This window comes from Halorubrum sp. CSM-61 (genome assembly GCF_003781945.1).
In the GTDB taxonomy this organism is placed as follows: Archaea; Halobacteriota; Halobacteria; order Halobacteriales; family Haloferacaceae; genus Halorubrum.
This window is the reverse complement of record NZ_RJJW01000013.1, coordinates 47196-69575: the sequence shown is the minus strand read 5'-3', so window position 1 is coordinate 69575 and position 22380 is coordinate 47196. Positions and strand designations below refer to the sequence as shown.

22 protein-coding genes are annotated in these 22380 nt (G+C 69.1%); 13 read left to right on the top strand and 9 right to left on the bottom strand.

The window, feature by feature from the left end; translation table 11 throughout:
* Positions 1 to 3: 3 nt before the first annotated feature.
* Positions 4 to 360: a hypothetical protein gene (locus EDM04_RS17535; RefSeq protein WP_123624401.1), complete on the bottom strand. Its 357-nt coding sequence runs from the start codon at positions 358 to 360 to the stop codon at positions 4 to 6.
* A gap of 90 nt (positions 361 to 450) precedes the next feature.
* On the opposite strand from EDM04_RS17535, the gene EDM04_RS17530 reads away from it, so the two are divergent.
* Positions 451 to 1206 (top strand): creatininase family protein, encoded by a 756-nt coding sequence (locus EDM04_RS17530; protein WP_123624399.1) that lies wholly within the window; start codon positions 451 to 453, stop codon positions 1204 to 1206.
* 24 nt (positions 1207 to 1230) lie between these two features.
* On the opposite strand, the gene EDM04_RS17525 is transcribed toward EDM04_RS17530, so the two are convergent.
* The 3 genes from EDM04_RS17525 to EDM04_RS17520 form a co-directional block, all read right to left on the bottom strand.
* Positions 1231 to 1668, bottom strand: coding sequence for a DUF5790 family protein (locus EDM04_RS17525; RefSeq protein WP_123624397.1), 438 nt, complete (start codon positions 1666 to 1668; stop codon positions 1231 to 1233).
* A 140-nt stretch (positions 1669 to 1808) separates the two neighbouring features.
* Complete coding sequence (locus EDM04_RS18650) at positions 1809 to 1970, bottom strand: hypothetical protein (RefSeq protein WP_164471166.1); 162 nt, start codon at positions 1968 to 1970, stop codon at positions 1809 to 1811.
* Between the two features lie 126 nt (positions 1971 to 2096).
* Entirely contained in the window at positions 2097 to 2903 is an 807-nt protein-coding gene (locus EDM04_RS17520) for an aldo/keto reductase (RefSeq protein WP_123624416.1), read from the bottom strand.
* Positions 2904 to 3008: 105 nt separating this feature from the next.
* Between EDM04_RS17520 and EDM04_RS17515 the strand changes: the two genes are divergently transcribed.
* From EDM04_RS17515 to EDM04_RS17505, 3 genes are all read left to right on the top strand, one after another.
* Positions 3009 to 3563, top strand: a complete 555-nt coding sequence (locus tag EDM04_RS17515) for a DoxX family protein (protein WP_123624395.1) — start codon at positions 3009 to 3011, stop codon at positions 3561 to 3563.
* A gap of 88 nt (positions 3564 to 3651) precedes the next feature.
* Positions 3652 to 5373, top strand: coding sequence for a methyl-accepting chemotaxis protein (locus EDM04_RS17510; RefSeq protein ID WP_123624393.1), 1722 nt, complete (start codon positions 3652 to 3654; stop codon positions 5371 to 5373).
* A gap of 1 nt (position 5374) precedes the next feature.
* Positions 5375 to 6151, top strand: coding sequence for a bacteriorhodopsin (locus EDM04_RS17505; RefSeq protein WP_123624391.1), 777 nt, complete (start codon positions 5375 to 5377; stop codon positions 6149 to 6151).
* Positions 6152 to 6193: 42 nt separating this feature from the next.
* Here EDM04_RS17505 and EDM04_RS17500 read toward each other — a convergent pair whose 3' ends face one another.
* From EDM04_RS17500 to EDM04_RS17495, 3 genes are all read right to left on the bottom strand, one after another.
* Complete coding sequence (locus EDM04_RS17500) at positions 6194 to 7252, bottom strand: Lrp/AsnC family transcriptional regulator (protein WP_123624389.1); 1059 nt, start codon at positions 7250 to 7252, stop codon at positions 6194 to 6196.
* 115 nt (positions 7253 to 7367) lie between these two features.
* A complete protein-coding gene (locus EDM04_RS18645) occupies positions 7368 to 7526 on the bottom strand; it encodes a hypothetical protein (protein ID WP_164471165.1) in 159 nt (52 codons plus the stop codon).
* Between the two features lie 220 nt (positions 7527 to 7746).
* Positions 7747 to 8238 carry a hypothetical protein gene (locus EDM04_RS17495; protein WP_123624387.1) on the bottom strand — a complete coding sequence of 164 codons (492 nt, stop codon included), beginning with the start codon at positions 8236 to 8238 and terminating at the stop codon, positions 7747 to 7749.
* 147 nt (positions 8239 to 8385) lie between these two features.
* Between EDM04_RS17495 and EDM04_RS17490 the strand changes: the two genes are divergently transcribed.
* A complete protein-coding gene (locus tag EDM04_RS17490; protein ID WP_123624385.1) occupies positions 8386 to 9489 on the top strand; it encodes an anthranilate phosphoribosyltransferase in 1104 nt (367 codons plus the stop codon).
* A 561-nt stretch (positions 9490 to 10050) separates the two neighbouring features.
* Here the strand turns inward: EDM04_RS17490 and EDM04_RS17485 are convergent.
* Entirely contained in the window at positions 10051 to 11376 is a 1326-nt protein-coding gene (locus tag EDM04_RS17485) for an amidohydrolase (RefSeq protein WP_123624383.1), read from the bottom strand.
* 126 nt (positions 11377 to 11502) lie between these two features.
* Between EDM04_RS17485 and EDM04_RS17480 the strand changes: the two genes are divergently transcribed.
* The 8 genes from EDM04_RS17480 to EDM04_RS17445 all read left to right on the top strand — a co-directional run bounded on the left by EDM04_RS17480 (position 11503) and on the right by EDM04_RS17445 (position 20489).
* Positions 11503 to 11880, top strand: coding sequence for a dihydroneopterin aldolase family protein (locus tag EDM04_RS17480; RefSeq protein ID WP_123624381.1), 378 nt, complete (start codon positions 11503 to 11505; stop codon positions 11878 to 11880).
* 84 nt (positions 11881 to 11964) lie between these two features.
* Positions 11965 to 13830 carry an ABC transporter substrate-binding protein gene (locus EDM04_RS17475; RefSeq protein ID WP_123624379.1) on the top strand — a complete coding sequence of 622 codons (1866 nt, stop codon included), beginning with the start codon at positions 11965 to 11967 and terminating at the stop codon, positions 13828 to 13830.
* Between the two features lie 105 nt (positions 13831 to 13935).
* Entirely contained in the window at positions 13936 to 15006 is a 1071-nt protein-coding gene (locus EDM04_RS17470) for an ABC transporter permease (protein ID WP_123624377.1), read from the top strand.
* Entirely contained in the window at positions 15003 to 16745 is a 1743-nt protein-coding gene (locus EDM04_RS17465) for an ABC transporter permease (RefSeq protein ID WP_123624375.1), read from the top strand. The genes EDM04_RS17470 and EDM04_RS17465 overlap by 4 nt, the downstream gene beginning before the upstream one ends.
* Positions 16745 to 18106 (top strand): ABC transporter ATP-binding protein, encoded by a 1362-nt coding sequence (locus tag EDM04_RS17460; RefSeq protein WP_123624373.1) that lies wholly within the window; start codon positions 16745 to 16747, stop codon positions 18104 to 18106. Before EDM04_RS17465 ends, EDM04_RS17460 begins: the two co-directional genes overlap by 1 nt.
* The gene (locus EDM04_RS17455) at positions 18103 to 19467 is read left to right on the top strand and encodes an ABC transporter ATP-binding protein (protein WP_123624371.1); all 1365 of its coding nucleotides are present in this window, start codon (positions 18103 to 18105) and stop codon (positions 19465 to 19467) included. Before EDM04_RS17460 ends, EDM04_RS17455 begins: the two co-directional genes overlap by 4 nt.
* A gap of 2 nt (positions 19468 to 19469) precedes the next feature.
* Positions 19470 to 19874, top strand: a complete 405-nt coding sequence (locus EDM04_RS17450) for a hypothetical protein (protein ID WP_123624368.1) — start codon at positions 19470 to 19472, stop codon at positions 19872 to 19874.
* A gap of 48 nt (positions 19875 to 19922) precedes the next feature.
* Complete coding sequence (locus EDM04_RS17445; RefSeq protein WP_123624366.1) at positions 19923 to 20489, top strand: hypothetical protein; 567 nt, start codon at positions 19923 to 19925, stop codon at positions 20487 to 20489.
* A gap of 9 nt (positions 20490 to 20498) precedes the next feature.
* Here the strand turns inward: EDM04_RS17445 and EDM04_RS17440 are convergent, their stop codons facing one another.
* Positions 20499 to 22220, bottom strand: a complete 1722-nt coding sequence (locus EDM04_RS17440) for a GTPBP1 family GTP-binding protein (RefSeq protein WP_123624364.1) — start codon at positions 22218 to 22220, stop codon at positions 20499 to 20501.
* Positions 22221 to 22380: the final 160 nt, after the last annotated feature.

The window sequence follows — 22380 nt, the reverse complement described above, 5'->3', positions numbered from 1 at the left end:
CGACTACTCCGACCGCCGGCTCCAGTCGCCCGCTCGGCTGATCTCCGACGCGTCGCGGTCGTCCCGCTCCGCCGGCTCTTCCGCTCCCGACTCGCCGTGATACCCGACCACCGCGTCGTCGTCGAGTCCGTCGAGGATCGCGTCCCGAACCTCCCACGGCTCCGCGAACGTCGTCGTCTCGCACTCCTCTAGCGCCGACTCCACCCGCCGCTCGCCCGCCGCTGTCTCCAGCTCGAACCCTCCGTACTGCTCGATCAGCTCGCCGGTCGACACCGGGTACTGATGCTCGCGGAGCGCTCGTTTCAGCGGTCCGAACGTGACTCCGTACGCCCGAGATTGGTCCCCGTTGTCGTTGTTCATGGAGAGACTCTCATCGCGCGTCGGATTAATTCCCCCGCTCGGCTCAACGCGGACCGTCGCCTATACGGCGCGTCCCGTCGAGGTGACGGTATGCGACTCGCGGACGCCACCTGGACCGACGTGCGCGACGCCGACGTCGACGTCGCGTTCGTTCCCGTCGGCAGCACCGAACAGCACGGCCCCCACGCCCCGCTCGGGACCGACACGCTCGACGCGGTCGCGGTCGCGGAGGCGGGCGCGGCGGCCTACGAGGCGGCGGAGCGAGGAGAGGGAGGGGCCGCCGAGGTCGCCGTCGCCCCGCCGATCCCCGTCGGCGTCGCCGAGGAACACCGGGCGTTCGACGGGACGATGTGGGTCTCCCCCGATACGTTCCGGGCGTACGTCCGCGAGGCGGCCGAGTCCCTTCCGAGCCACGGGATCGATCGGGTTGTGTTCGTGAACGGACACGGCGGCAACGTGGAGGCGCTCGCGGAGGTCGCCCGTCGGTTCTCGCGGGACGACGCCCACGAGGGCTACGCGGTCGCGTTCACCTGGTTCCAGGCGGTCGGCGAGCACGCGGGCGACATGGGCCACGCCGGCCCGCTGGAGACGGCGCTGCTGCGCGCGACGAACCCGGAGCTCGTGCGAGAAGACCGGATCGAGGCCGCCCGCGAGGGCGCCGCGGACCGCTGGGGCGAGTGGGTCTCCGGGGTGAACCTCGCGCACGACTCGGACGAGTTCACCGACAACGGCGTGGTGGGCGACCCCGCCGCGGGCGACGCCGAGCGCGGCGAGGTCCTGCTCGACCTCGCGAGCGACGCGCTCGCGGAGCTGACGGCGGCGGTCGTCGACCGGGAATCGGTTTAAAAGGATTGAGCCGGCGAGGCGTCGCTACTCCTCGTCTTCCTCGCTCTCGTCCTCTTCGTCGGCCTCGCCCGCCTCCGCCGCGTCCTGCAGCGCGCCGCGGATCGCGGGGACGGTGCCGGTGAGCGAGCCGACCTCCTCGGCGGCGGCCTCGATGTCGCCGACGAGCGACTCCAGCTCCTCGATCTCCGCTTTCAGGTCCTCTGCGTCCTCGAAGGCGTCGGCGCGCTCGCCGAGCACGTACGCCTTCTTCGCCGAGCGGACGGAATCGACCGCGTCGCCGACGTCGAGCGCCGACTTCAGCCCGTTGAGGACGCCGAGCACGTTGTCCGCGTCCGTTTCCCACACCGCGTCGGCGTCGGGAAGCTCGGCGCGAGCGGCCCGCAGGTGTTCGCGGACCTCGGCACGGGTCTCCTCGGCCGCCTCGCCGAACAGGTCGTCGTCGTCGAACGTGGACTGGCTCATACCCGAGTCGTCGTGCCGACGCCTTTTAAAAACGCGCCCGAAAGCGAAAGTGAAACCCGAGCCGACGCGGCGTCTGCGGTCCGGTTCGGTGCGGTCGCGCGTTCAGTTTCGCTCGGGAGGGAGTCCGGACCCGCAGTCGATCACAGCCGACCGACGAGCTCGAGCGTAAACAGCCCGACCAACAGACCGAGCACGCCGGCCAAGAGCGCCAGCGTTCGGAGCCACCGTCCCACCCGCTCGGCGCTCGGCGTCGCGGCCAGCAGCGCGGGTCGCCCGGGGGAATTGGTCTTGGCGTCGGTCACGAATACGGGATCGGTAGCAAACCACGTAAAATCGACTATGAGGTCCGTATAGGGGCTCGTACGGGCGCATACGACTATATAGTGTCGAGAGGTCAGCGCCGGATCACGCTCGGTCCCGCGACGGGTTCACACCCGATTCCACGGCGCCTCCTCGAAGTCGACGATCCGCTCGCCGCGGTCGAGCGCGTCGATCCGGGCGATCTCGTCGTCGGTCAGGTCGATCTCGCGGGCCGCCCAGTTGTCCTCGACGTGACCGAAGTCGGCCGCCTTCGGGATCGGAGCGACCCGGTCTTTCGAGAGCAGCCACGCGAGGCTCACCTGCGCGGGGGTCGCGTCGTGGTCCGCGGCGATCGCTCGGAGCGCGTCCACGTCGGCGACGCGGTTGCGCGCGATCGGCGAGTAGGCGACGAGCCAGTGGTCGTGCTCGGCGGCGCGCTCGCGCAGTTCCCCCTGCTGGAGCAGCGGGTGACACTCCACCTGATGCGCGAACACGTCGTGGTCGAGTCGGTCTATCGCCTCGTCGAGCTGGTCGGGTCGGAAGTTCGAGAGCCCGATCCGGTCGATTACCCCCTCGTCGACGAGGTCGTCGAGGGCCGGCAGCGTCTCCTCGGGGTCGTAGGTGTTGATCGGCCAGTGGACGTACAGCAGGTCGATCGAGTCGACGCCGAGCCGGTCGCGGCTCACCCGCGCGGTCGCGGTCGCGTCGTCGTACGAGAGGTTGTCCGTCGAGAGCTTCGTCGCGACGAACAGGTCCTCGCGGTCGACGTCGGTGTCGTCGATCCCCGCCGACACCGACGCCTCGTTGTCGTACCCCTGCGCGGTGTCGACGTGCCGATATCCCGTCTCGATCGCGTGGGCGACGCCGGAGACGCACTCCTCGCCGTCGGCCAGCCTGTACGTCCCGTACCCGAGCCTGTCGAAGGCGTTCGCCATGTCCCCCACGCGGACGGCACCTCCCTCAACGTACCGGTTCCGAGCGGATCGCACCGCCTGAGAAGGCTGATCCATTTTTAACCCTTCTCCGAGAGTCAGGGACGTATGTCATCCCAAGAAGTCGCGCTGCGAAGCACGATCGGCGGCGTCTCGGTCGAAGGGAAGCTCCACACCCTCAGCGTCTGGTTCATCCTGGCGCTGCGGCTGATGATCGGAATCGCGTTCTTCCAGAGCGGTCTCGACAAGGTTCTCAGCGGCGAGTTCGACGCGGCGGGGTACCTCCAGAACGCCCCCGCCTCGAACGGCAGCCCGGCCGCCGGCCTGTTCGCCGCGATGGGCGAGAACGCGCTGTTCGTCGACTTCGTCAACGTCGCTGTCCCGTGGGGAGAGGTCCTCATCGGGCTCGGCGTGATCGTCGGCCTGCTCACGCGGCTCGCCGCGTTCTGGGGCGCGCTCATGATGCTCCTGTTCTATCTCGGGAACTGGGACATCTCGCACGGCTACATCAACGGCGACTTCGCGTACATGCTCGTGTTCCTCTCGGTCGCCGCCTTCGGCGCCGGCCGGATCCTCGGGCTCGACTCGATCGTCGAGGAGTACGAGGTCGGCGGTCGGCCCCTCGTCGAGCGGTACCCGTGGGCGCGGTACTTCCTCGGATGACGCCGGAGTCAGCGCCGAACACCGTTATCAGTCCCAATATTCGGGTGGCAGTTATTATGCCGGTACGATCCCTGCCAACCAATACACTATGCAAGAGGGATCGTCCTCCGGAATCCGGTCCAGTTACGGCGCGAAGCTCGCGCTGTCGCTGATCGGGGTCATGGGGGTCTCTGTCTCATACGGGGTCATCGTCTACCTCCGCGCGGAGGAGGCCGGGGCCGCCGGCGCGGCGGTGCGCTCCGGGCTCGTCGGGATGACGCTGTTGACGGTGATCGGGCTCGCGCTCATCGGCGTCACCGTCGGATCGAACACGGTCATCTCCCTGCGACAGCTCACGGCCAAGGCCGAGCGGATGGCCGAGGGGGACCTCGACGTGCGGCTGGAGACGGGACGCACCGACGAGATCGGGCGGCTGTTCCGGGCGTTCGACGCCATGCGGACCTCGCTTCGATCCGAGATCGACGACGCCGAGGACGCCCGCGAGGAGGCGGAGCGGGCGCGTCGAGAGGCGACGGAACGCGCCGAGACGGTCGAGCGCAAGGCGACCGAGTACGAGTCGGCGATGCGCGCGTTCGCCGACGGCGACCTGACCCAGCGCGTCGACCCCGACAGCGACAACGAGGCGATGGCTCGGGTCGGCGCCGCGTTCAACGAGATGGCCGACGAGCTGGAGGGGACGGTCGCCTCCGTCGCGACCGTCGCCGAGGACACCGCCGACGTGGCGGGCACCGTCGACGACCGCACGGAGGACCTGCGGGCGACGACCGGCACCGTGAGCGACGCGGTCGAGGAGATCGCCCAGGGGGCGCGCACCCAGCGCGACGACCTGCAGGCGGCGACCGACGAGGCCGAGAACCTCGCGTCCTCGGCCGAGGAGGTCGCCTCCACGGTGACCGACGTGGCGGAGACCGCGGAGCACGCCGCTGCGGTCGGCGAGGAGGGGCGCGAGGCCGCCGAGGAGGCGCTCGCGGAGATGGACGCGGTCGAGGAGACGACCGCGGAGACGACCGCGGAGGTCGAGGCGCTCGCCGAGGAGGTCGAGGAGATCGGCGAGGTCGTCGACACCATCTCGGAGATCGCCGAGCAGACGAACCTGCTCGCGCTGAACGCCTCCATCGAGGCGGCCCGGTCCGGCGCCGACGGCGCCGGCTTCGCGGTCGTCGCCGAGGAGGTGAAGGCGCTGGCCGAGGAGACGCAGGAGTCGGCGAGCGAGATCGAGGCCCGGATCCACTCCGTGCAGGAGCGCGCGGAGACGGGCGCCGACGCGATGGCGCGCACCGAACAGCGGATCTCCGCCGGCGTCGAGACCGTCGAGACGTCGATCGACGCCTTGGAACGCCTCGCGGAGGCCTCCGAGCGGACCGACACGAGCATGACCGAGATCACCCGGGCGACCGAGACGCAGGCCGACTCCGTCGACGCGGTGGTCGGGCACGTCGAGGACGTCTCCGCGATCAGCGCACAGACCGCGAGCGCGGCCGGCGACGTGACCGGCGCGGTCGACGAACAGGAACGGACCCTCGGCGCGGTCGAGACTGCCGCCGGATCGCTCTCCGACCGCGCGCTCGCGCTGCGCGACGCGGTCGACGACTTCGAGTTCGCGGCCGACGACGGTCTCGGCGCCGCGCCCGACCCCGCGAACGACGGGGACGGTCGCAACTCCGGCAACGCCGGCAACGCCGGCAACGCCACCACCGCCGTCTCGGACGGGGGGACCGACGGCGAGCCCGACGGAAGGGACGCAAACGGCTCCTTCGACTTCCCGGACGGTGACGGCTCCGGCGACGCCGCCGGAGAGGGGGTGAACTGAGATGCTCGTCGACACGACCGTCTGGGCGTGGATCGGGGTGCTCGCGATGGTCGCCGGAACGATCCCGCCGCTGTGGGCGTGGTACTCCCGGTCCTCGGCGACCGGCGAGTCGCACGCCGTCTACTACGCGACCCTCGCCGGCGTCACCGGCGTCGCGGCGCTGGCGTACCTCGCGATGGCGCTCGGGGTCGGGACGCTGTCGATCGCGACCGGCGAGCTCGAAGTGGTCCGGTACGTCGACTGGCTCGTGACGACGCCGCTTCTGCTCCTCTATCTCGGGCTGCTCGCCCGCCCGTCGCGAGGCGTTCTCGCCGGGCTGATCGGGATCGACGTGGTGATCATCGCCGGCGGGATCGCCGCCGCCGCGACCGCCGGAACGGTCTCGTGGGTCGCCTTCGGCGTCGCCGGGGTCGCGTACCTCGGACTCGTCTACGGCCTGCTCGTCTCGCTCCCGCGGTCGGCCTCGGCGGAGGGCGACCGGGTCCGCGCCGTCTTCGGCACGCTCCGGAACATCACGGTGGTGCTGTGGACGCTGTATCCGGTCGTGTGGCTGCTCGCGCCCACCGGCTTCGGCCTGCTGACGCCGGCGACTGAGATGCTCGTGTTCGTCTACCTCGACGTCGTCTCGAAGGTCGGCTTCGTCGTCGTCGCGGTCGCGGGCGCCGACGCGCTCGACCGTCTCGGCGCCGAGCGCGGGCTCGACGCGGGCTCCGACGGCATAGACTTCGACGTCGACCCCGACGCCGAGGAGCACACGACCGTCCTCGGCGACGACTGAGACGAGTTCCGTTTCCGTTCCCCTCTTCCTCCCCTTTCTCTTCTACTCCCCGTCCGCGACCAGATCCTCGTACCGCGCGCCGGTCTGTTTCAGCGTCTCCGTCGAGTAGAGCCGCTCGTGAGAGAAGGGGAGGTGATCGGCCGCCAGCTCGTCGATCTTCGCGTCGACGGCCTCGGCCTCGCGCCCGTGGATCATCGTGAACAGGTTGTACTCCCAGCCCTGCTCGCTCCGGCGCGGCCGGTGGTAACACAGCGTGACGTACGGGAGGCTCCCGACCGCCTCGCCGCGCTCGTCCAGCTCGTCGTCGGGCACGTCCCAGACCACCATGCAGTTGTTCGTAAAGCCGGTGACGACGTGGTTGACGACGCAGCCGATCCGCTTGATGCAGCCGTCGGCGAGCAGGCGCTCGACCGCCGCGAGCACGTCTTCGCGGGAGGCGTCGATCTCGCTCGCCACGTCGGCGTAGGGTGTCGGAGACAGCGGGAAGCCGTCCTGGATCGCTAAGAGGAGGTCGCCTTCGAGGGGCGTGAGATCGCCGCGGGCGCTCTCGGAGATGCGGGTGGCGGAGACCGCGGTCTCTTCCAGTGATTCTCGCGCAAAACGGTCGCCGTTGACGACGGGGAACTCCAGGTCGATGTAGTAGTCCGTGAGCATCGGAAGGTTCAGCACCTCGCAGCCCGTCCGCTCCTCGATCTCGGCGAGGATCGCGTCGCGCGTCTCCCGCGAGCCCGCCGTGACGACGAACCACTGGTTCCACTCGTGGTCGCGGCGGTAGTTGTGATTCACCTGCCGGTAGCCGTTGATGACCCCGGCGATCTCGTCGAACCGGTCCTCGGGCGCGCGCACCGCCGCGAGCGTCGAGGAGCCGATGACCGGGGGGTTGAGCACCGCCCCGAACCGCCGGAACACGCCGCGCTCTCGGAGGTCGCGGACGCGGTCGAGGACCGCCTCGCCGTCGACGTCGACGTCCGTCTCGACCGCGATTTCGCCGGCGACCCGATCGAAGGGGCGCGGCTCGACGGGGAAGCCGCTCTGGTACTCGTCGATGAGGGCCGCGTCGACCGCGTCGAGATCGGCCCGCCAGTCGGCGTCCAGACTCATTACACCGGTTAGGGGTCGCGCCTACGTACCGGTTTCGGAGACGGTCCGGCGGGTCGGGGATCCGGACCGATCGGTCGTCAGCGGGGGCGATGGGGTGAGTCGTCGCCGGGAACGGTCAGTCGTCGACGGGAGCCTCGCTCGGCGTCGGCGCGAACGCGCGGGCGCTCTCCTCGAGCTGCGCCGTCGAGCAGCCGCCGACGGTCGCGGCCTGTTCGAGCGTCAGCGTGCGGGCGCGGTACAGCGTGAGCGCGGTGGCGACGGATTTGGACGTCATCGGGAACAACAGTTCTCTAGGTGGACGAACATATAACTCTAACGCTGATAGAGGCGCGTTACAAAATGTAAAGGACTCAGATCTGTACGAACACGATGTATCTTGCGATAAAAGAAGACGTTCGTCCCGTTATAGTGTGTCACCGTGTGACACAGAACCGGTGCGAGCCGCCGGCTCGCCGGTGTCCGTCGCTCGCTCGCGCCGGGAACGGGGACGGCGGTCAGTCGCCTCGCTCGTAGCGCGCCACGTGAACTTGGTCCTCGTCGTCGCGGAGATAGTGTGTCAGGGTGAAATCGCGGACCGCGAACTCGAACTCGATCTCGCCCTCGTACGCGACGGCCGCGGGACCGTCACAGCCCGCTTCGGTCTCCGCGGCCGTGATCTCCACGAGAGCGACGCCCTCGTCGGGTCTCGAGGTGAACACGCTCGCGTCGAGGGCGACGCAGTCGACCGGCGCGGCGAACCGCCCCTCGATCCGCGCGGTCCGATCGGCCACCTCGACGGTCGCGTCGTGTTCGGGGTCGTCGACCCGCTCGGTCGACCGCGCCGACACGGTCGCCGCCGGGAGATCGTCGCGGGACGCCCGGCCGAGACAGCCGGAGACGCCGCCGACCGCGAGCGCGGAGCCGGCGAGGACCGCCCGCCTCGTCGCTCGGTATCGGCGTTCGACCGCAGGGCTTCGACCCGGGGCGCTCGGGGCTCGATCGGTCACGATCCGTCCCGCGGCGGGGCGGAATAAATATCTTCTGCGCCCGCACCCGGTCCGGCCCGGCCCGATCCGGTTCGGTCCGGTCCGTCCCCTTCCCAGCGGTCGGGAGCCGAGCGAGGGACTTTTCGCCGGAGGCCCCGAACGACGCGTATGGCTCAGGCGACCCAGGAGTTCGGCGACTGGCCCCTCAAACGGCTGATGACCGAGGTCTGCGGCTCCGGCCACAAGTCGGCCGACGACCTCACGCGCGCGCAGGCGACCGAGGCGTTCGAGCGCATCCTCGCGGACGAGCCCGACCCGACCACGCTCGGGGCGTTCTGGCTCGCGAACCGCTGGAAGCGGAACACGCCCGAGGAGCTCGGCGCGTACGTCGACGCCATGTGCGAGCGCGTCGAGTACGCCGAGCCCGACGCCGACCCCGTCGACTGCGGCGCCAACTACGACGGGAAGGGCAGGACCGCGATCCTCGGCGTCGCGGCCGGCGTCGTCGCGGCCGCCGCGGGCACCCCCGTCGTGGTCCACTCGGGCGACCGGGTCCCCACGCAGAAGCAGGACGCGTACAAGCACGTCCTCGATGAGCTGGGCGTCCACACCGAGCTGACGCCCGCCGACTCCGCCGACATGGTCGACGAGACCGGCTTCGGCTTCTACTACCAGCCCGCGTTCAACCCCGCGATCGACGACCTGTTCGACCGCCGCGACCAGATGGGCGTCCGCACGTTCGTCAACACGATCGAGACGCTCGCGAACCCCGCCGGGGCGTCGGTCCACCTCGGCTCCTTCTACCACCTCGCGTTCGCGAAGAAGGTGGTCGACACGTTCGTCGAGAGCGAGTTCCACGACCTCGACCGCGTCCTGATGTTCCAGGGGATGGAGGGGTACGACGACGTGCGCCCCGGCTACACCAAGGTCGCCGAGTGGGACGCGGACGGGGGCGACGCGGACGGCGCCGCGGCGGGATCCGAGGCCGCCTCCTTCACCGACTTCGAGATCGAGACCGCCGAGTACGGCATGGACCTCGAGGAGGAGGACCTCGCGGTCGACGACGTCGCGGCCGAGTCCGCCGAAATCACCGAGGCGGTGCTGACCGGCGAGCGCGACGGCCCCTTCGCCGACGCGGTCGCGGTCAACGCCGCGCTCCGCATCTACGCCCGCGAAGACGTCGACTCGATCGAGGCGGGCCTCGACGCGGCCCGAGAGGTCATCGACGACGGCTCCGCGCACGACGTGCTCGAAGCGCTCCGCGAGTTCTGAGCGCAGGCGACTCGCTTTCGGTCGTTTCCGGCTCTCGGACTTTGTTGAAATCCTTAGTAGTCGATAATTTCTCACACTTATTCGCTCAGTACAAACGTAACGATGATCAATAGCGGGAGTGGGTATAGCACATTGGTTGATCGGTTGTTTATAAGCGATCGAGTGGTGTTGCTGGCGGCTGTTTATAAGTGATCGACGGTATTGCGGTGAAGACCTGCAAAGCCCCAGCCGTGAGGGCGGCGCACGCTCGCCGCGCTCCTCACTCGGTCGCGTTGCTCCCTCGTTGTGGTGCTCGCGTCGCCTGCGCCGCCCTCACGGCTGCCCCTTTGAATCCCACCCGCACAACGCCGCAACCGCGCCTCACACCTCCCCAGCCTCGCCGCGGCCGCGGGCTCCCTCGCGCGTGCTCCTTGCGGCCTGTCGGCCGCTCGGAGGCACGCGCCACCGCACGTCATTTATAAGCGATCGTCGCCGTCGCTCTCGGTCGTTTTAATACTCTCTCGCCGCCACCGATCTGCAATACCCACTCCCGATATCCCTCAGGACCGCCTGAGACGCCGATTACGACTCTGTAACCCGGTCGACGAGGTCGCTCGCGGCGTCCGCGGCCCGCTCTCGAACCGCGTCGACGTCGAGCGTCAGAACCTCGCGGTCGCGCATCAGCACCTCGCCGTCACAGACCGTGTGGCGCACGTCGCTCCCCCGCGCCGCGTACGCGAGGTGCGAGACGGGGTCGTGGACCGGCGTGAGGTGGGGGGCGTCGAGGTCGACGACCGCGAAGTCGGCGGCCGCGCCCGGCTCGATCCGGCCGCCGGGGAAGCCGAGGGCGTCGGCCCCGCCGGCGGTCGCCATCTCCACGACGGCTTCGGCGGGGACCGCGCTCGCGTCGTCCGCGGCGAGCTTCCCGAGCATGGCGGCGTCGCGCATCTCGTCGAACACGTCCAGATCGTTGTTCGAGGCCGCTCCGTCGGTGCCGAGCGCGACGGTCACGCCCGCCTCGCGGAGGCGCTGGACCGGGGCCATCCCGCTGGCGAGCTTCATGTTCGAGGCCGGGCAGTGGACGATCGCGGTCCCGGCGTCGGCGAGCCGGTCGATCTCCGAGCCGTCGAGGTGGACGCCGTGCGCGAAGAAGTCGTCCGGGCCGAGCGCCCCCAAATCCTCGGCGTACGCGATCGGTCGCTCCCCGCGCTCGTCGACGATCGGGGCGACCTCGTCGGTCGTCTCGTTGGCGTGGAGGTGGACCGGAACGTCCGCCTCTCGGGCCTCGGCGACGCCCTCGCGGAGGTACTCCTCGCCCACCGTCGTCAGCGAGTGGGGCATGAACGCGGTCCGGATCCGACCGTTCGCGGCGCCGTCCAGTTCCTTGGCGACCGCCAGGCTCTCCTCCACGTCGGCGCGCGCGTCCGCGTCGTCTTTGCCAACGGTGACGACGCCGTGGCCAAGTCGCGCCCGCACTCCCGCCCGATCCACCACGTCCGCGACGCGGTCCATGGCGAAGTACATGTCCGCGAAGGCGGTCGTCCCGGATCGAATCATTTCCAGAACGCCGAGTTCGGCGCCTACCTCGATGTCGTCCGGCGTGAGCTCGGCCTCGGCCGGCCAGATGTCCTCGCGCAGCCACGGGTCGAGCGGCTTGTCGTCGGCGTACCCGCGGAGGAGCGTCATCGCGACGTGGGTGTGGGCGTTGACGAGCCCCGGGATCACGAGCCCGCCGTCGGCGTCGAGGGTCTCGTCGTCGGCCGGATCGCTGCTTATCGTCTCATCGCCTCCCGTCTCCTCCCCCACCGCGACGATCGTCCCGGCGTCGCGGTCGACCAGCACGTCCGACTCGGTCACCCGGCCGTCGGGCCGGAGCACCCGTCCGTCCGTCACGCGAAGCGCGTTCATGCCACCCGCTTCCGCCCGGCGGACCTAACGCCTTCCGTTCGGGAGCGGCGCGGCCGGCGCGCGGCGCAGTCTCCCTCGGTGCTCCCCTCCGAACGTTCTTTCCCCGCCGCCGCCGGAGTCCCGCTCATGGCAACCGACGCCCAGCAGGCGTGTTTCGAGGCCGGGATCAAGTTCGGCTCGCTGTATCACCAGTTCGCGGGGACGCCCGTCAGCCCGGCGAGCGCCCGAAGCTTGGAGGCGGCGATGGCCGAGGCGATCGAGAACCAGCCGTTCTGCGAGTCGGTGACCGTCGAGATCCGCGACGACCGCGTCGCGGACGCGATCGACCACGAGAACGGCTACACGGAGCTCACGGGCTCGCTGATGGACGTCGAGATGCGGATCGCCTACGAGGGCGTGACCGTCCGCACCCGGATGGCGATGCGCGACGGCTACCCCCTGATGGAGTTGGTCGCGGTCGAGGGTGAGTCGGAGGGTACCGACGGAAGTGGTACAACTAATTAACTGTTTACTCAAGTTGCAATTCCTCCCGGGATTATAAGGAACTTTGAGGAAGACTTTAGTATAACCTACCAAAACCGGTATTACATGCCCGATCCAGCAAATGGAGAGGCAGTTGAGAGCACGAAGCGACGACGGCTACTCGGCCTCCTCGGCGGCGGGGCGGCGGTAAGCATCGCCGGCTGTTCCGATCAGGAGCCCTCCGACGGTAGCGACGGTAACGACACCGACGGCGAAGACGGGACGGACGGTGAAGACGGCGAGGACGATTCCGGGCCCACCAACGCCGACAAGGCGCAGACCGCTTGGGAGCGCGCCGTCAACAACCCACTTCCGGAGGACGAGGAACTCCGACAGGAGGCGTACATCGAGATGGAGGAGGCGGTCCGCGACGACGCCGCTGTCATCCCGCTGTATCACAGCCTCACGGAGCGGTTCTGGTACGACTACGTCGACGTTCCGCTGACCGGTGCGCTCGGTTCCCACTGGCAGCAGCTCAACACGACGACCGTCGAGGGCGACTCCGAGCTCAACCTCATCGCCAGTACGTTCGACGAACTCGACCCGATCATGTCGACGGACACGGAGTCCTCTCGGGTCATCACGCAGATCTACGAGAACCTCACGGCGTTCCCCAACGGGGTCCCGGAGATCGAAAACCAGCTCTTAGACGAGTACGAGGTCTCCGAGGACGGGACCACGTGGACGCTGACGCTGCGCGACGACGTCCAGTTCCACGACGGCACCGATCTGACGGCCCAGGACGTGAAGTACTCCTGGCGCCGCACCGTCGAGTCGGAGTTCTCCGAGCGCGCCGGCTTCACCCTCAACCAGCCGGTCGGACTCGGCATCGACGCCGAGACGGACGACGACGGAAACGTCGTCCCCGACTCGCTGGCGGTCGAAGTCGTCGACGACTACACCATCGAGATCCAGCTCGTCGGACCGAACCCCGACGTGCTCGACGTCATCGCGTACTCCAGCTTCGCGGTCCTCCCCGAGGGGTACGTCGGCGACATCGAGGGGTACGACGGCGAGGTCACCCACCAGGAGTTCTCGACCGAGGTCGCCAACGGGACCGGACCGTTCGAACTCGGCGAGTTCAACGTCGACGAGGACGTCACCGTCCTCCGCAACGACGACTACTACGGCGAGGTCGCGAGCGTCGAGTCCGTCCACTGGGAGATCATCGAGGACAGCCAGGCGCGGTGGACCTACGCCCTCGAGCAGAACGCCGACATCTTCGAGATGCCGACGTTCGCGTACGAGGCGAGCGCCGTCAACGCCGAGGCCGACGACCGCGGCCGCCAGGTCGGGACGTACGGTCCGGCGGGCGAGCTGGACGAAGAGGTCAACTACGTCGGCGTCTCCGAGATCAGCACGTTCTACTTCGCGTTCAACGTCGCGAACACGGAGCGCGCGGTCCGGCAGGCGATCGCGTACGTGATGAACAAAGAGCAGATCGTCCAAGAGGTGTTCGCCGGCCGCGGCACGCCGGCATACAGCTTCCTCCCCCCGGCGATCTGGCCGACCGGCAACGACGGTTACAACGACTTCCTCGACCAGTACCCCTACAGCCGCGGCGAGAGCGACCCGCAGGGCGCGCAGTCGGCCCTCGAAGAGGCCGGCATCTCGTCCGACGACCCGGTCGACATGACGCTCACCACCTACGAGAGCGAGGTGTTCCAGACGGCCGGCGAGCTCGTCCGCGACCTGATCTCCGGGACCGGCGTCAACCTGTCGCTGGAGACGGCGCAGTTCTCCGTCCTGCAGAGCCGCGGGGAGGACGGCGACCTGGAGATGTACAGCCTCGGGTGGATCTGGAGCTGGCCCGCCGTTCCGTACGGGATGTTCCAGCTCGAACCGCGTAACACGGACACGTCGACGATGCCCACTCAGACGAACGGGTTCTACCTCGACTGGCAGACCGAACTCAACGAAGAGGCCGAGTAGAACCCCTCGTCCTCCCGTTATCGAAGCATTTAGTTACTGCAGGAGTTACCCTCCGATATTGAGTCGATCCATGCCCACCACGACCCTAAGAGACCGTAAGACGCCATGAGCCGCTGGGAGTACTTCGTCAAGCGGCTGCTACTCACCGTCCCGGTGTTGTTCTCCGTGCTGACGTTCCTGTTCATCATGCTCCGGGCGGGACCGATCGATCCGGTGGCCGCTCGGCTCGGTCCCCAAGCGGGCGCGGCGGACAGGGCGCAGCTCCGGGAGCGCCTCGGTCTCAACGATCCCCTCTGGGAACAGTACGTCGACTTCATCACCGACTTCATCACCTTCAACTTCGGCCAGTCGTGGGTGGTCCAGGCCGAGCGAGACATCCTCGACATCGCCGTGAACGCCGCGCCGGCGACGCTCTGGCTCGGCTTCTGGGCGATCCTGCTGCCGCTTTTCATCGGGATCCCCCTCGGCTTCTACGCCGGGCTCAACCCCAACACGCTCGGCGACTACACGGCCTCCCTCGGCGGCATCGTCTGGCAGGCCCTGCCGAACTTCTGGCTGTGCGTGATCGCGCTGGCGGTGCTCCGGCGAACCCGGAACGGCGGCGGACCCTTCGGGTTCGACTGGTACGCGTTCGGTCCGGACTTCGCGTCTCGGAACATCAGCATCACCGGGACACCGAACCTCGAGTGGTTCTCGACCACCGATATCCTCATGTTCCCGGTGCCGTACGTCAGCGACTGGACGGCGCTGGCGATCGACGTCAAGCTCATCCTCCCGCCGGCGATCATTCTCGGGTCGGCGTCGATGGCGGCGGAGCTGCGCATCGGACGGACCGCGATGCTGGAGACGGTCAACTCGAAGTTCGTCGAGACCGCGAAGGCGAAGGGGGTCACCGACCGGGTGATCGTCTGGAAACACATCTTCCGGAACGCCCTGATCCCGCTGTTGCCGGTCATCACGAGCGAGGCGTTCCTCCTCATCGGCGGCTCCGTGATCGTCGAACAGATCTTCAACATCAACGGGCTCGGGCGGATCTTCTTCCAGGCGCTCACGCAGGGTGACCTGCCGATGGCCGGGGCCCTGCTGTTCCTCTTCACGCTGATCATCTTGGGACTCAACATCCTCCAGGACTTCCTGTACACCGTCATCGATCCCCGGGTGGGGTACGAACAATGAGTACGACACAGAGCGATTCCACGGACGGACTCGAGGAACCGGACGACGACAAGCTGTTCCGAGACCGCGTCCGGGAGAACCCGCGGCCGGCGATGGCGTGGCTCGCCGGGCTCGCGTTCCTGCTCTTGCTCGAGATCGGTCGCGTGTTCGCCGGCGTCGGGCAGGCGTTCGGGATCGTCGGATTCACCGTCGAGCTCCTCGCGAGCGTTCCGACCTCCGTGGGCGACAACGTGGCGGGGACGCTCGGCTCCGCGGCCGGGTTCGTCGCGACCGCGGTTACGGCCGTCCTGATGGCCTTCGCGGTCACGGTTCCCGTCGCCGGAAGCGTGCCCGACGGCGCCGTCGACGTCCTCGGACTCGACCTCTCGCGACGGGGCCGCCGCTGGGCGAAGCGCGCCGAGCTGACGTTCGTCCTCGTCGCCGCAGCCGGACTCGTCGCGTACACGCCGGTCGGCGGCGCGTTCTCCGCGCTCATCGGCGCGATCACGGGCGGCGTCGACGCGCTCGCCGCCTCCCTCCCCTCGATCACCAGCCGCGATCTGATCCCGAACACGGGACACCGGCTGCCCGAGGGGGGCTGGGAGGGGACGTTCCTCGGCCTCTCGCCCGCGACCGCGTGGGCGATCCGGACGGGGCTCGTGTTCGCGTACGCGACGACGGCCCTCGTCTGGCTGTGGCGGGGCTTCGACGTCTACCGGACCCACTACCGGCTCGCGGACTGGACGCCGCGAGACGACACGGTCCGCCGGTTCCGGAACAACTACTGGGGGCTGTTCGGCTTCGCGATCGTCTTCCTGTTCGTCGTGATGGCGCTGTGGGCGCCGGCGGTGAGTCCGGTCGAGGCGCAGCACAACATCTACGAGCCGAACTCCCACGAGTTCCAGTACCTCTCCGAGGACGGCGAGGTCACCTCGACCACGCACGTGTTCGCGAACCTCCAGAGCCGCTCCGACGGCCAGAACACGATCGGACCGATGAGCTACGACGACTACGACAGGTGGGCACCGCTGGGGACGACGAACCGAGGCCAGGACATGATGACGCATCTCTCGTACGGCGCCCGGACCTCGCTCGTCATCGGGTTGACGGCGATCGGGCTCGGCGCGCTCATCGCGGTCGTCCTCTCGCTCCTCTCCTCGTACTACAAGGGAGTCACCGACATCGTGACGGTGATGGCGAGCGACACCATTCAGGCCGTCCCGGCGCTGCTCCTCATCATGCTCGTCTCGGTCGTCTTCCAAGAGGCGAACCACCCGATCGCGCAACCCCTCGACGGCGGACTCCTGTTGGCGCTCATCTTCGCGTTCGCCTACTGGCCGGGGATGTGGCGTTCCATCCGCGGCCCCTCGTTACAGGTGTCCGAACAGGAGTGGGTCGACGCCGCGAAGAGCTACGGACAGACGCCCTTACAGACGATGCGAAAACACATGGCACCCTACATCGCCGGCTACATCCTGATCTACGGATCGCTTCTGATCGGCGCCGTGATCATCTCGACCGCGGCGCTGACCTTCCTCGGACTGGGAATCAACCCGCCGACCCCCGAGTGGGGGCGGCTCATCGACGGCGGGCAGTCGTACGTCGCCACCGACTCTTGGCACGTCGCGACCATTCCCGGCATCGCGATCGTCTTAGTGGTCATCGCGTTCAACGCGCTCGGTGACGCGATCCGCGACGCGATCGATCCGGAGGCCGACGTGGACGAGAGCGAGGCCGCCGCCACCGGAGGTGGTGCGTGATGGCCGCCGAGGAGCGGTCCGCGTCCGCGACCGGGACGGCCGACGGGGCTCGGGACGACGACCCGCTCATCGACGTCCGGAACCTCCAGACCGCCTTCTTCACCGACAAGGAGACGATCCGCGCCGTCGACGGGATCGACTTTTCGATCGACTCCGGCCAGACGGTCGGCATCGTCGGCGAGAGCGGGAGCGGAAAGAGCGTCACGGCCCGCTCGCTGATGGGGCTGATCGAGTCGCCCGGGCGCGTGCTCCGGGGGAGCAGCGTCCGCTACCGCGACCTCGACGCGGTCCGCGAGTTCGCCCGCACGTTCTCGAAGCGGACGGTCGCGGTCGAGGCGCTCGACGCGAGGTACGACCCCGCCGAGGTGTTCGGTGAGACCGACGCGACCCCCGAGGAGTTCGGCTACGCGGAGCCCGGCGACGTGCCGGTGGTCGACGTGGCCGCGGCCGGGTACACCGACGAGGTCGGGATCACGGACGGCGACGAGTGCGTCTTCGTCCTCGACGGCGACGCCGGCTCGCCGGAGTCGATCCGCGACGGGTTCGTCGAGATCACCCGCCTCTCCGGCGAGGCCCAGCGCAAGATGCGCGGCGGCCGGATCGCGATGGTGTTCCAGGACCCGCTGACCAGCCTCAACCCCGTCTACACGGTCGGCAACCAGATCGAGGAGGCGCTGGAGCTCCACCAGGGGCTCTCCGGGAAGGCGGCCACGCAGGAGGCCGCGGAGCTGCTCGAAGCGGTCGGGATCCCGGACGCCCGCCGGCGGGTCAACGAGTACCCGCACCAGTTCTCGGGCGGGATGCGCCAGCGCGCCGTCATCGCGATGGCGCTGGCGTGCGAGCCCGACATGCTGATCTGCGACGAGCCGACCACCGCGCTCGACGTGACGATACAGGCCCAGATCCTGGACCTGCTCTCGGAGATCCAGGAGTCGCGGGACGTGGCGGTGATGTTCATCACCCACGACATGGGCGTGATCGCCGACGTCTCCGACCGGGTCAACGTGATGTACGCCGGCGAGATAGTCGAGTCCGCCGACGTGGAACCGCTGTTCGCGGACCCGAAACACCCGTACACGAACGGGCTCCTCAGCTCGATCCCGGGCGGGCAGCTCGGCGAGCGGCTGTCGACGATCGACGGCAGCGTTCCGACGCCGAACGAGCCGGCGACGTACTGTCGGTTCGCGCCTCGGTGCCCGAAGGCGTTCGACGAGTGCGATTCGGTCCATCCGGTCCCGACGCCGGTCGACGAGGAGACGGACGACCACACGGCCGCGTGCCTGCTGTACCCCGAAGGCGTCCCGACGGAGGAGGCCGTCGCGCGTCATCGGGAGCGGAACCGACGAGGTGATCGAGAATGAGTCGACACACAGCTCCGACGACGCCGGGCGACGAGGGGAGACCCGCGCCCGACACGATGGTGAAGGTGCGGGACCTGAAGACGTACTACGAGGGGGGCGGCCTGTTGGACGACCGTCCGGTCAAGGCGGTCGACGGCGTCAGCTTCGACATCCGGCGGGGAGAGACCCTCGGGCTCGTCGGAGAGTCCGGCTGCGGGAAGACCACCCTCGGTCGGACGCTCATCCGGCTCGAAGAGGCGACCGACGGCGAGGTGCTGTTCGACGGCACCGACATCACGTCGCTGCGCGGCGACCAGCTCTACGAGTGGCGTCGGAACGCACAGATGGTGTTTCAGGACCCGGACTCCAGCCTGAACGACCGGATGACGATCGGCGAGATCGTCCGAGAGCCGCTCGACGTCCACGACTGGAAGACGCCCGCCGACCGCCGGGAGCGCGTCAAGTCCCTGCTGGACGAGGTCGGGCTCTCGCCCGAGCACTACTACCGGTACCCGCACCAGTTCTCGGGCGGGCAGCGCCAGCGGATCGGCATCGCGCGGACGCTCGCGTTGAACCCCGAGTTCATCGTGCTCGACGAGCCGGTGAGCGCGCTCGACGTCTCGGTGCAGGCCGAGATCATCAACCTCCTGGAGGACCTCCAGGAGGAGTTCGATCTCACGTACCTGTTCATCGCGCACGACCTCTCCGTCGTCCGGCACATCTGCGACCGGGTCGCGGTGATGTACCTCGGCAACATCATGGAGATCGGTCCGACCGAGGAGCTGTTCACCGACCCCGCGAACCCGTACACCCACGCGCTCCTCTCGGCGATCCCGAAGCCGGACCCCACCGCGAGCCGCGACCGGATCACGCTCCACGGGACGCCGCCGAACCCGCGGTACCCGCCGACGGGCTGTCCGTTCAGCACGCGCTGTCCGGTCCGCATCCGCCCCGACGAGCACGAGAACCTCGACGACGAGGTCTGGGAGGGGATCAACGGGCTCCGCGAGATCATCCGCGAGCGCATGCGCGCCGACCGGTCGATCCGGGAGCGCGTCCGCGAGCGGTTCGGTCTGGAGACCCGGTTCGCCACGATCGACGAGACGTACGACGAGCTGTTCGGCGACCTCGCGGTGCCGGACGAGGTCGATCGCGTCCTCTCCGAGATCACCGACGCCGCGGGCGACCACGAGGAGCGGGAGGCGCTCGACCGGCTCAACGCCGAGTTCGGGAGCGTCTGTGACGGCGTCGACCCGGACGGCGGCGACGAGCCCGTCGAACCCGAGTACTACGAGGTGAGCGACAGCGGCCGCCTGAGCTACTGTCACCGCCACGACGAGCGGTACCGGGAGACGGCGACCGTGATCGACGACCGCAGCTAGCCATGGACGTTCCCCGGCGGCTCTCGAAGCGCGCTCGCGCGTGGGCCGACGCGTTCGCGTACGCGTTGGCGCTCGCGAGCGTCGTGACCCTCGGCGCGCTGGCGCTCGGGCTCGCGACCGGCGGTGGATTCGTCCGGGGGAAGATGTTGGCGTTCGTCGCCGGCTGGCTCCTCGTCGGCTACGCCACGGTACGGCTGTGGCCCGCTTCCGTCGACGACCTCGACGGGCCGGCGGTGAGTGCGCGCGGCACGCGCCTCGAGGGGCTCGTCCGCGCGGTCCCGCCGCTCCGGTGGATCCGGCTTCCGGCCCCGCCGGAGCGGGTCCGGGTCGCCGGGAAGGTGTTCCTCGCCGGCGTCGCGACGCTCGCGGGATCGCTGCTGATGGAGACGGCGTTCGGCGTCGCCTGAACGGGTCGAAAAGAGTTATCCTTCTCCCGCGACCAGTCGCAGACAACAATGGACCCCGAGGAAGACGCCTTCGCCCGTCAGCGACAGCGGTACGGCGAGGAACACATCGCCGCGTGGGAGCAGACGCTCGAAGAGACCGACATGCTCGCCGAGGACCGCCGCGAGGACGGCTGGGAGGCGACCGTCGTCATGGTCCCCCACACAGACACGGTAAGCAGGGACATGAAAGAGCACGACCGGTTCGGGCTGATGCACGTGGTCCCGAACAACTACGCCGACGCGTTCGTCGAGGCGTACGACGAGGAGGCGTACACCGAGTACCTCGTGTACGGTGACGCCATCGACGGGGTGATGTACGTCGCCATCGAGCTCATCGACCCGGAGGAGGAGCGGTCGATCTTCGTTCCGTGTAAGTACGACATGACGACGTCGGAGGGGATGACGCAGTCCGCCCTCGACGAGGGCGCGCTGTACAGTCACTTCAAGACCATCTCCGGGGAGATCCTCGGCCGCTTCCGGTACGAGGAGTTCGAGCCGCTCGTCGCGCCCCCGAACGAGGACGCCGCCACGAGCACGGTCACCGTCGGCGACGGTACCGACGACGGCGACGCCTGACCGGCCGCGTCACTCCGTGCGATCGTCGGTCCCGTCGCCCTCATCGTTCGCTTCTCCGTCGACCTCCCCGATCGCCCGCACGGTTCCGACCCCCTTGCTCGACCCCTCTCGGAAGACGAACCGCTGGCCCTCCTCGATCAGGTACGGGCGGAACTTGAACCGGACCGTCGTCCGCCCGGTGTCTCCGGGGAGGAGCCGCCCGCCCTCGGGCGAGAAGACGGCCGCCTCCGAGACGGTCTCGACGTGGACGACCGGCTCGTACCCCTCCCGTATCCGCGTCGGGTGGTTCAGCACCATCACCTCGGCCTCGAACTCCCGGACCGGTCGGGGGTCGCTCCCGCGGGGGACCAGCGCCATCCCGCGCTCGATCTCCGCCTCGTCGACGCCCTTCAGCGCGATACCGACGATCCGGCCGGCGGTCGCCTTGTCGACCCGGTGGTAGTGCATCTCGATCGACCTGACCTCCACCTCGCGGAAGGAGCCGTCGGCCATCGGTCCCAAGAGGAGCTCGTCGCCGGCCTCCACGGTACCGGAGTTGACCGTGCCGGACGCGACCGCGCCGACGCCGGTCACCTTGTAGCTCCGGTCGACGTACATCCGGAACTCCGCGCGCTCCGGCGTCGCCCGCTTCGGGAGCGTCTCGAAGAGCCTGTCGAGCGAGTCGATCCCCTCCTTCGCCACCGCGCTGGTGCGGAGCAGGGGAACGACGCCGTCGCCGGCCTCCGCGACCGCCGTGTCGATCCCGTGGCGGTCGACGAGGAGGGGGGTCTGGCCGACGTCCCGGAGCATCGACTCGACCTCGCGCTCGGCCTCGGCGAGCCGCTCGTCGCTCACGGCGTCCGCCTTCGTGATCGCGACGACCGTCGGGAGCTCGGTCGCCAGCAGGATGCCGAGGTGCTCGCGGGTCGTCTTCGTCGGCCCGTCGTCGGCGGCGACGACGAGGAGCCCGTAGTCGAGCTTCTGGCCGACGAGCCCGCGGATCGTCGTCCGGAGCCACGGCTCGTGGCCGACGGTGTCGACGAACGAGACCAGCCGGTCCGCCTCCTCGACGATCCGCGCGCGGTCGGACTTGCGGTGCGGGTTGTCCATCCGGACCGGCTCGTCGCCGTCCTCGTCGAAGCCGTAGACGGCGTACGACAGGTCGGCGGAGAGCCCGCGTTCGACCTCGTGGGGCTGCACGTCGAGGAAGCCGCGCGTGCCGCCCTGCCCGTCGTCGGCCCGGCCGGTGACGAGGGTGCCGACGAGCGTCGACTTCCCGTGGTCGACGTGGCCGGCCGTGCCGATAACGAGGTGGTCGTCGTCGGTCTCGAACATCCCGCCGTCGCGGAGGGTAGCGAGGCCGACGAGCCCTCCCGTACTCCCGTCGCCGTCACCGGACTCCGTTCGGTCGCTCGCGACGCCGGGCGACGCGCCGGCGGAGCCGGCGCTCCACGTCTCCACGTCGGCGATGTGGGCGTCCGCCTCGTCGGCCAGAAGCGAGAGCACGTCCATCGTCTCGGAGAAGGCGTCGGGGGCGATTCCGGCCAGCCCGCCGTCGTCGGTGACGCCGAGGACGTAGGTGGCCTCGCCGTCGCCGGAGAGCACGCGGTGGCGGAGCTGGGCCACGAGCGACTCCATCCGGCCCTCCGCCAGGTGGACCTCGCGAGTCAGGCGCTCCTTGAACTCGATTTCTCCGCCGTCCCGTTCGCCGCGCTCGATGGCCCGCCGGAGGGCGGACCGGTCAGCGCTCATGTCCGCTCGTAGGCGACAGCCGGGCTTAACGGTTTTCGTGCGATGGGTCCCCATGCCACGTGATCGGTATCGAGGGCTCGGAAGCGGTCCGGAGTCGTCGCCGCCCCCGACCGACGACCTCGACGCACCTTTTAAGCGATCGCCGGATGGAACGGACGTA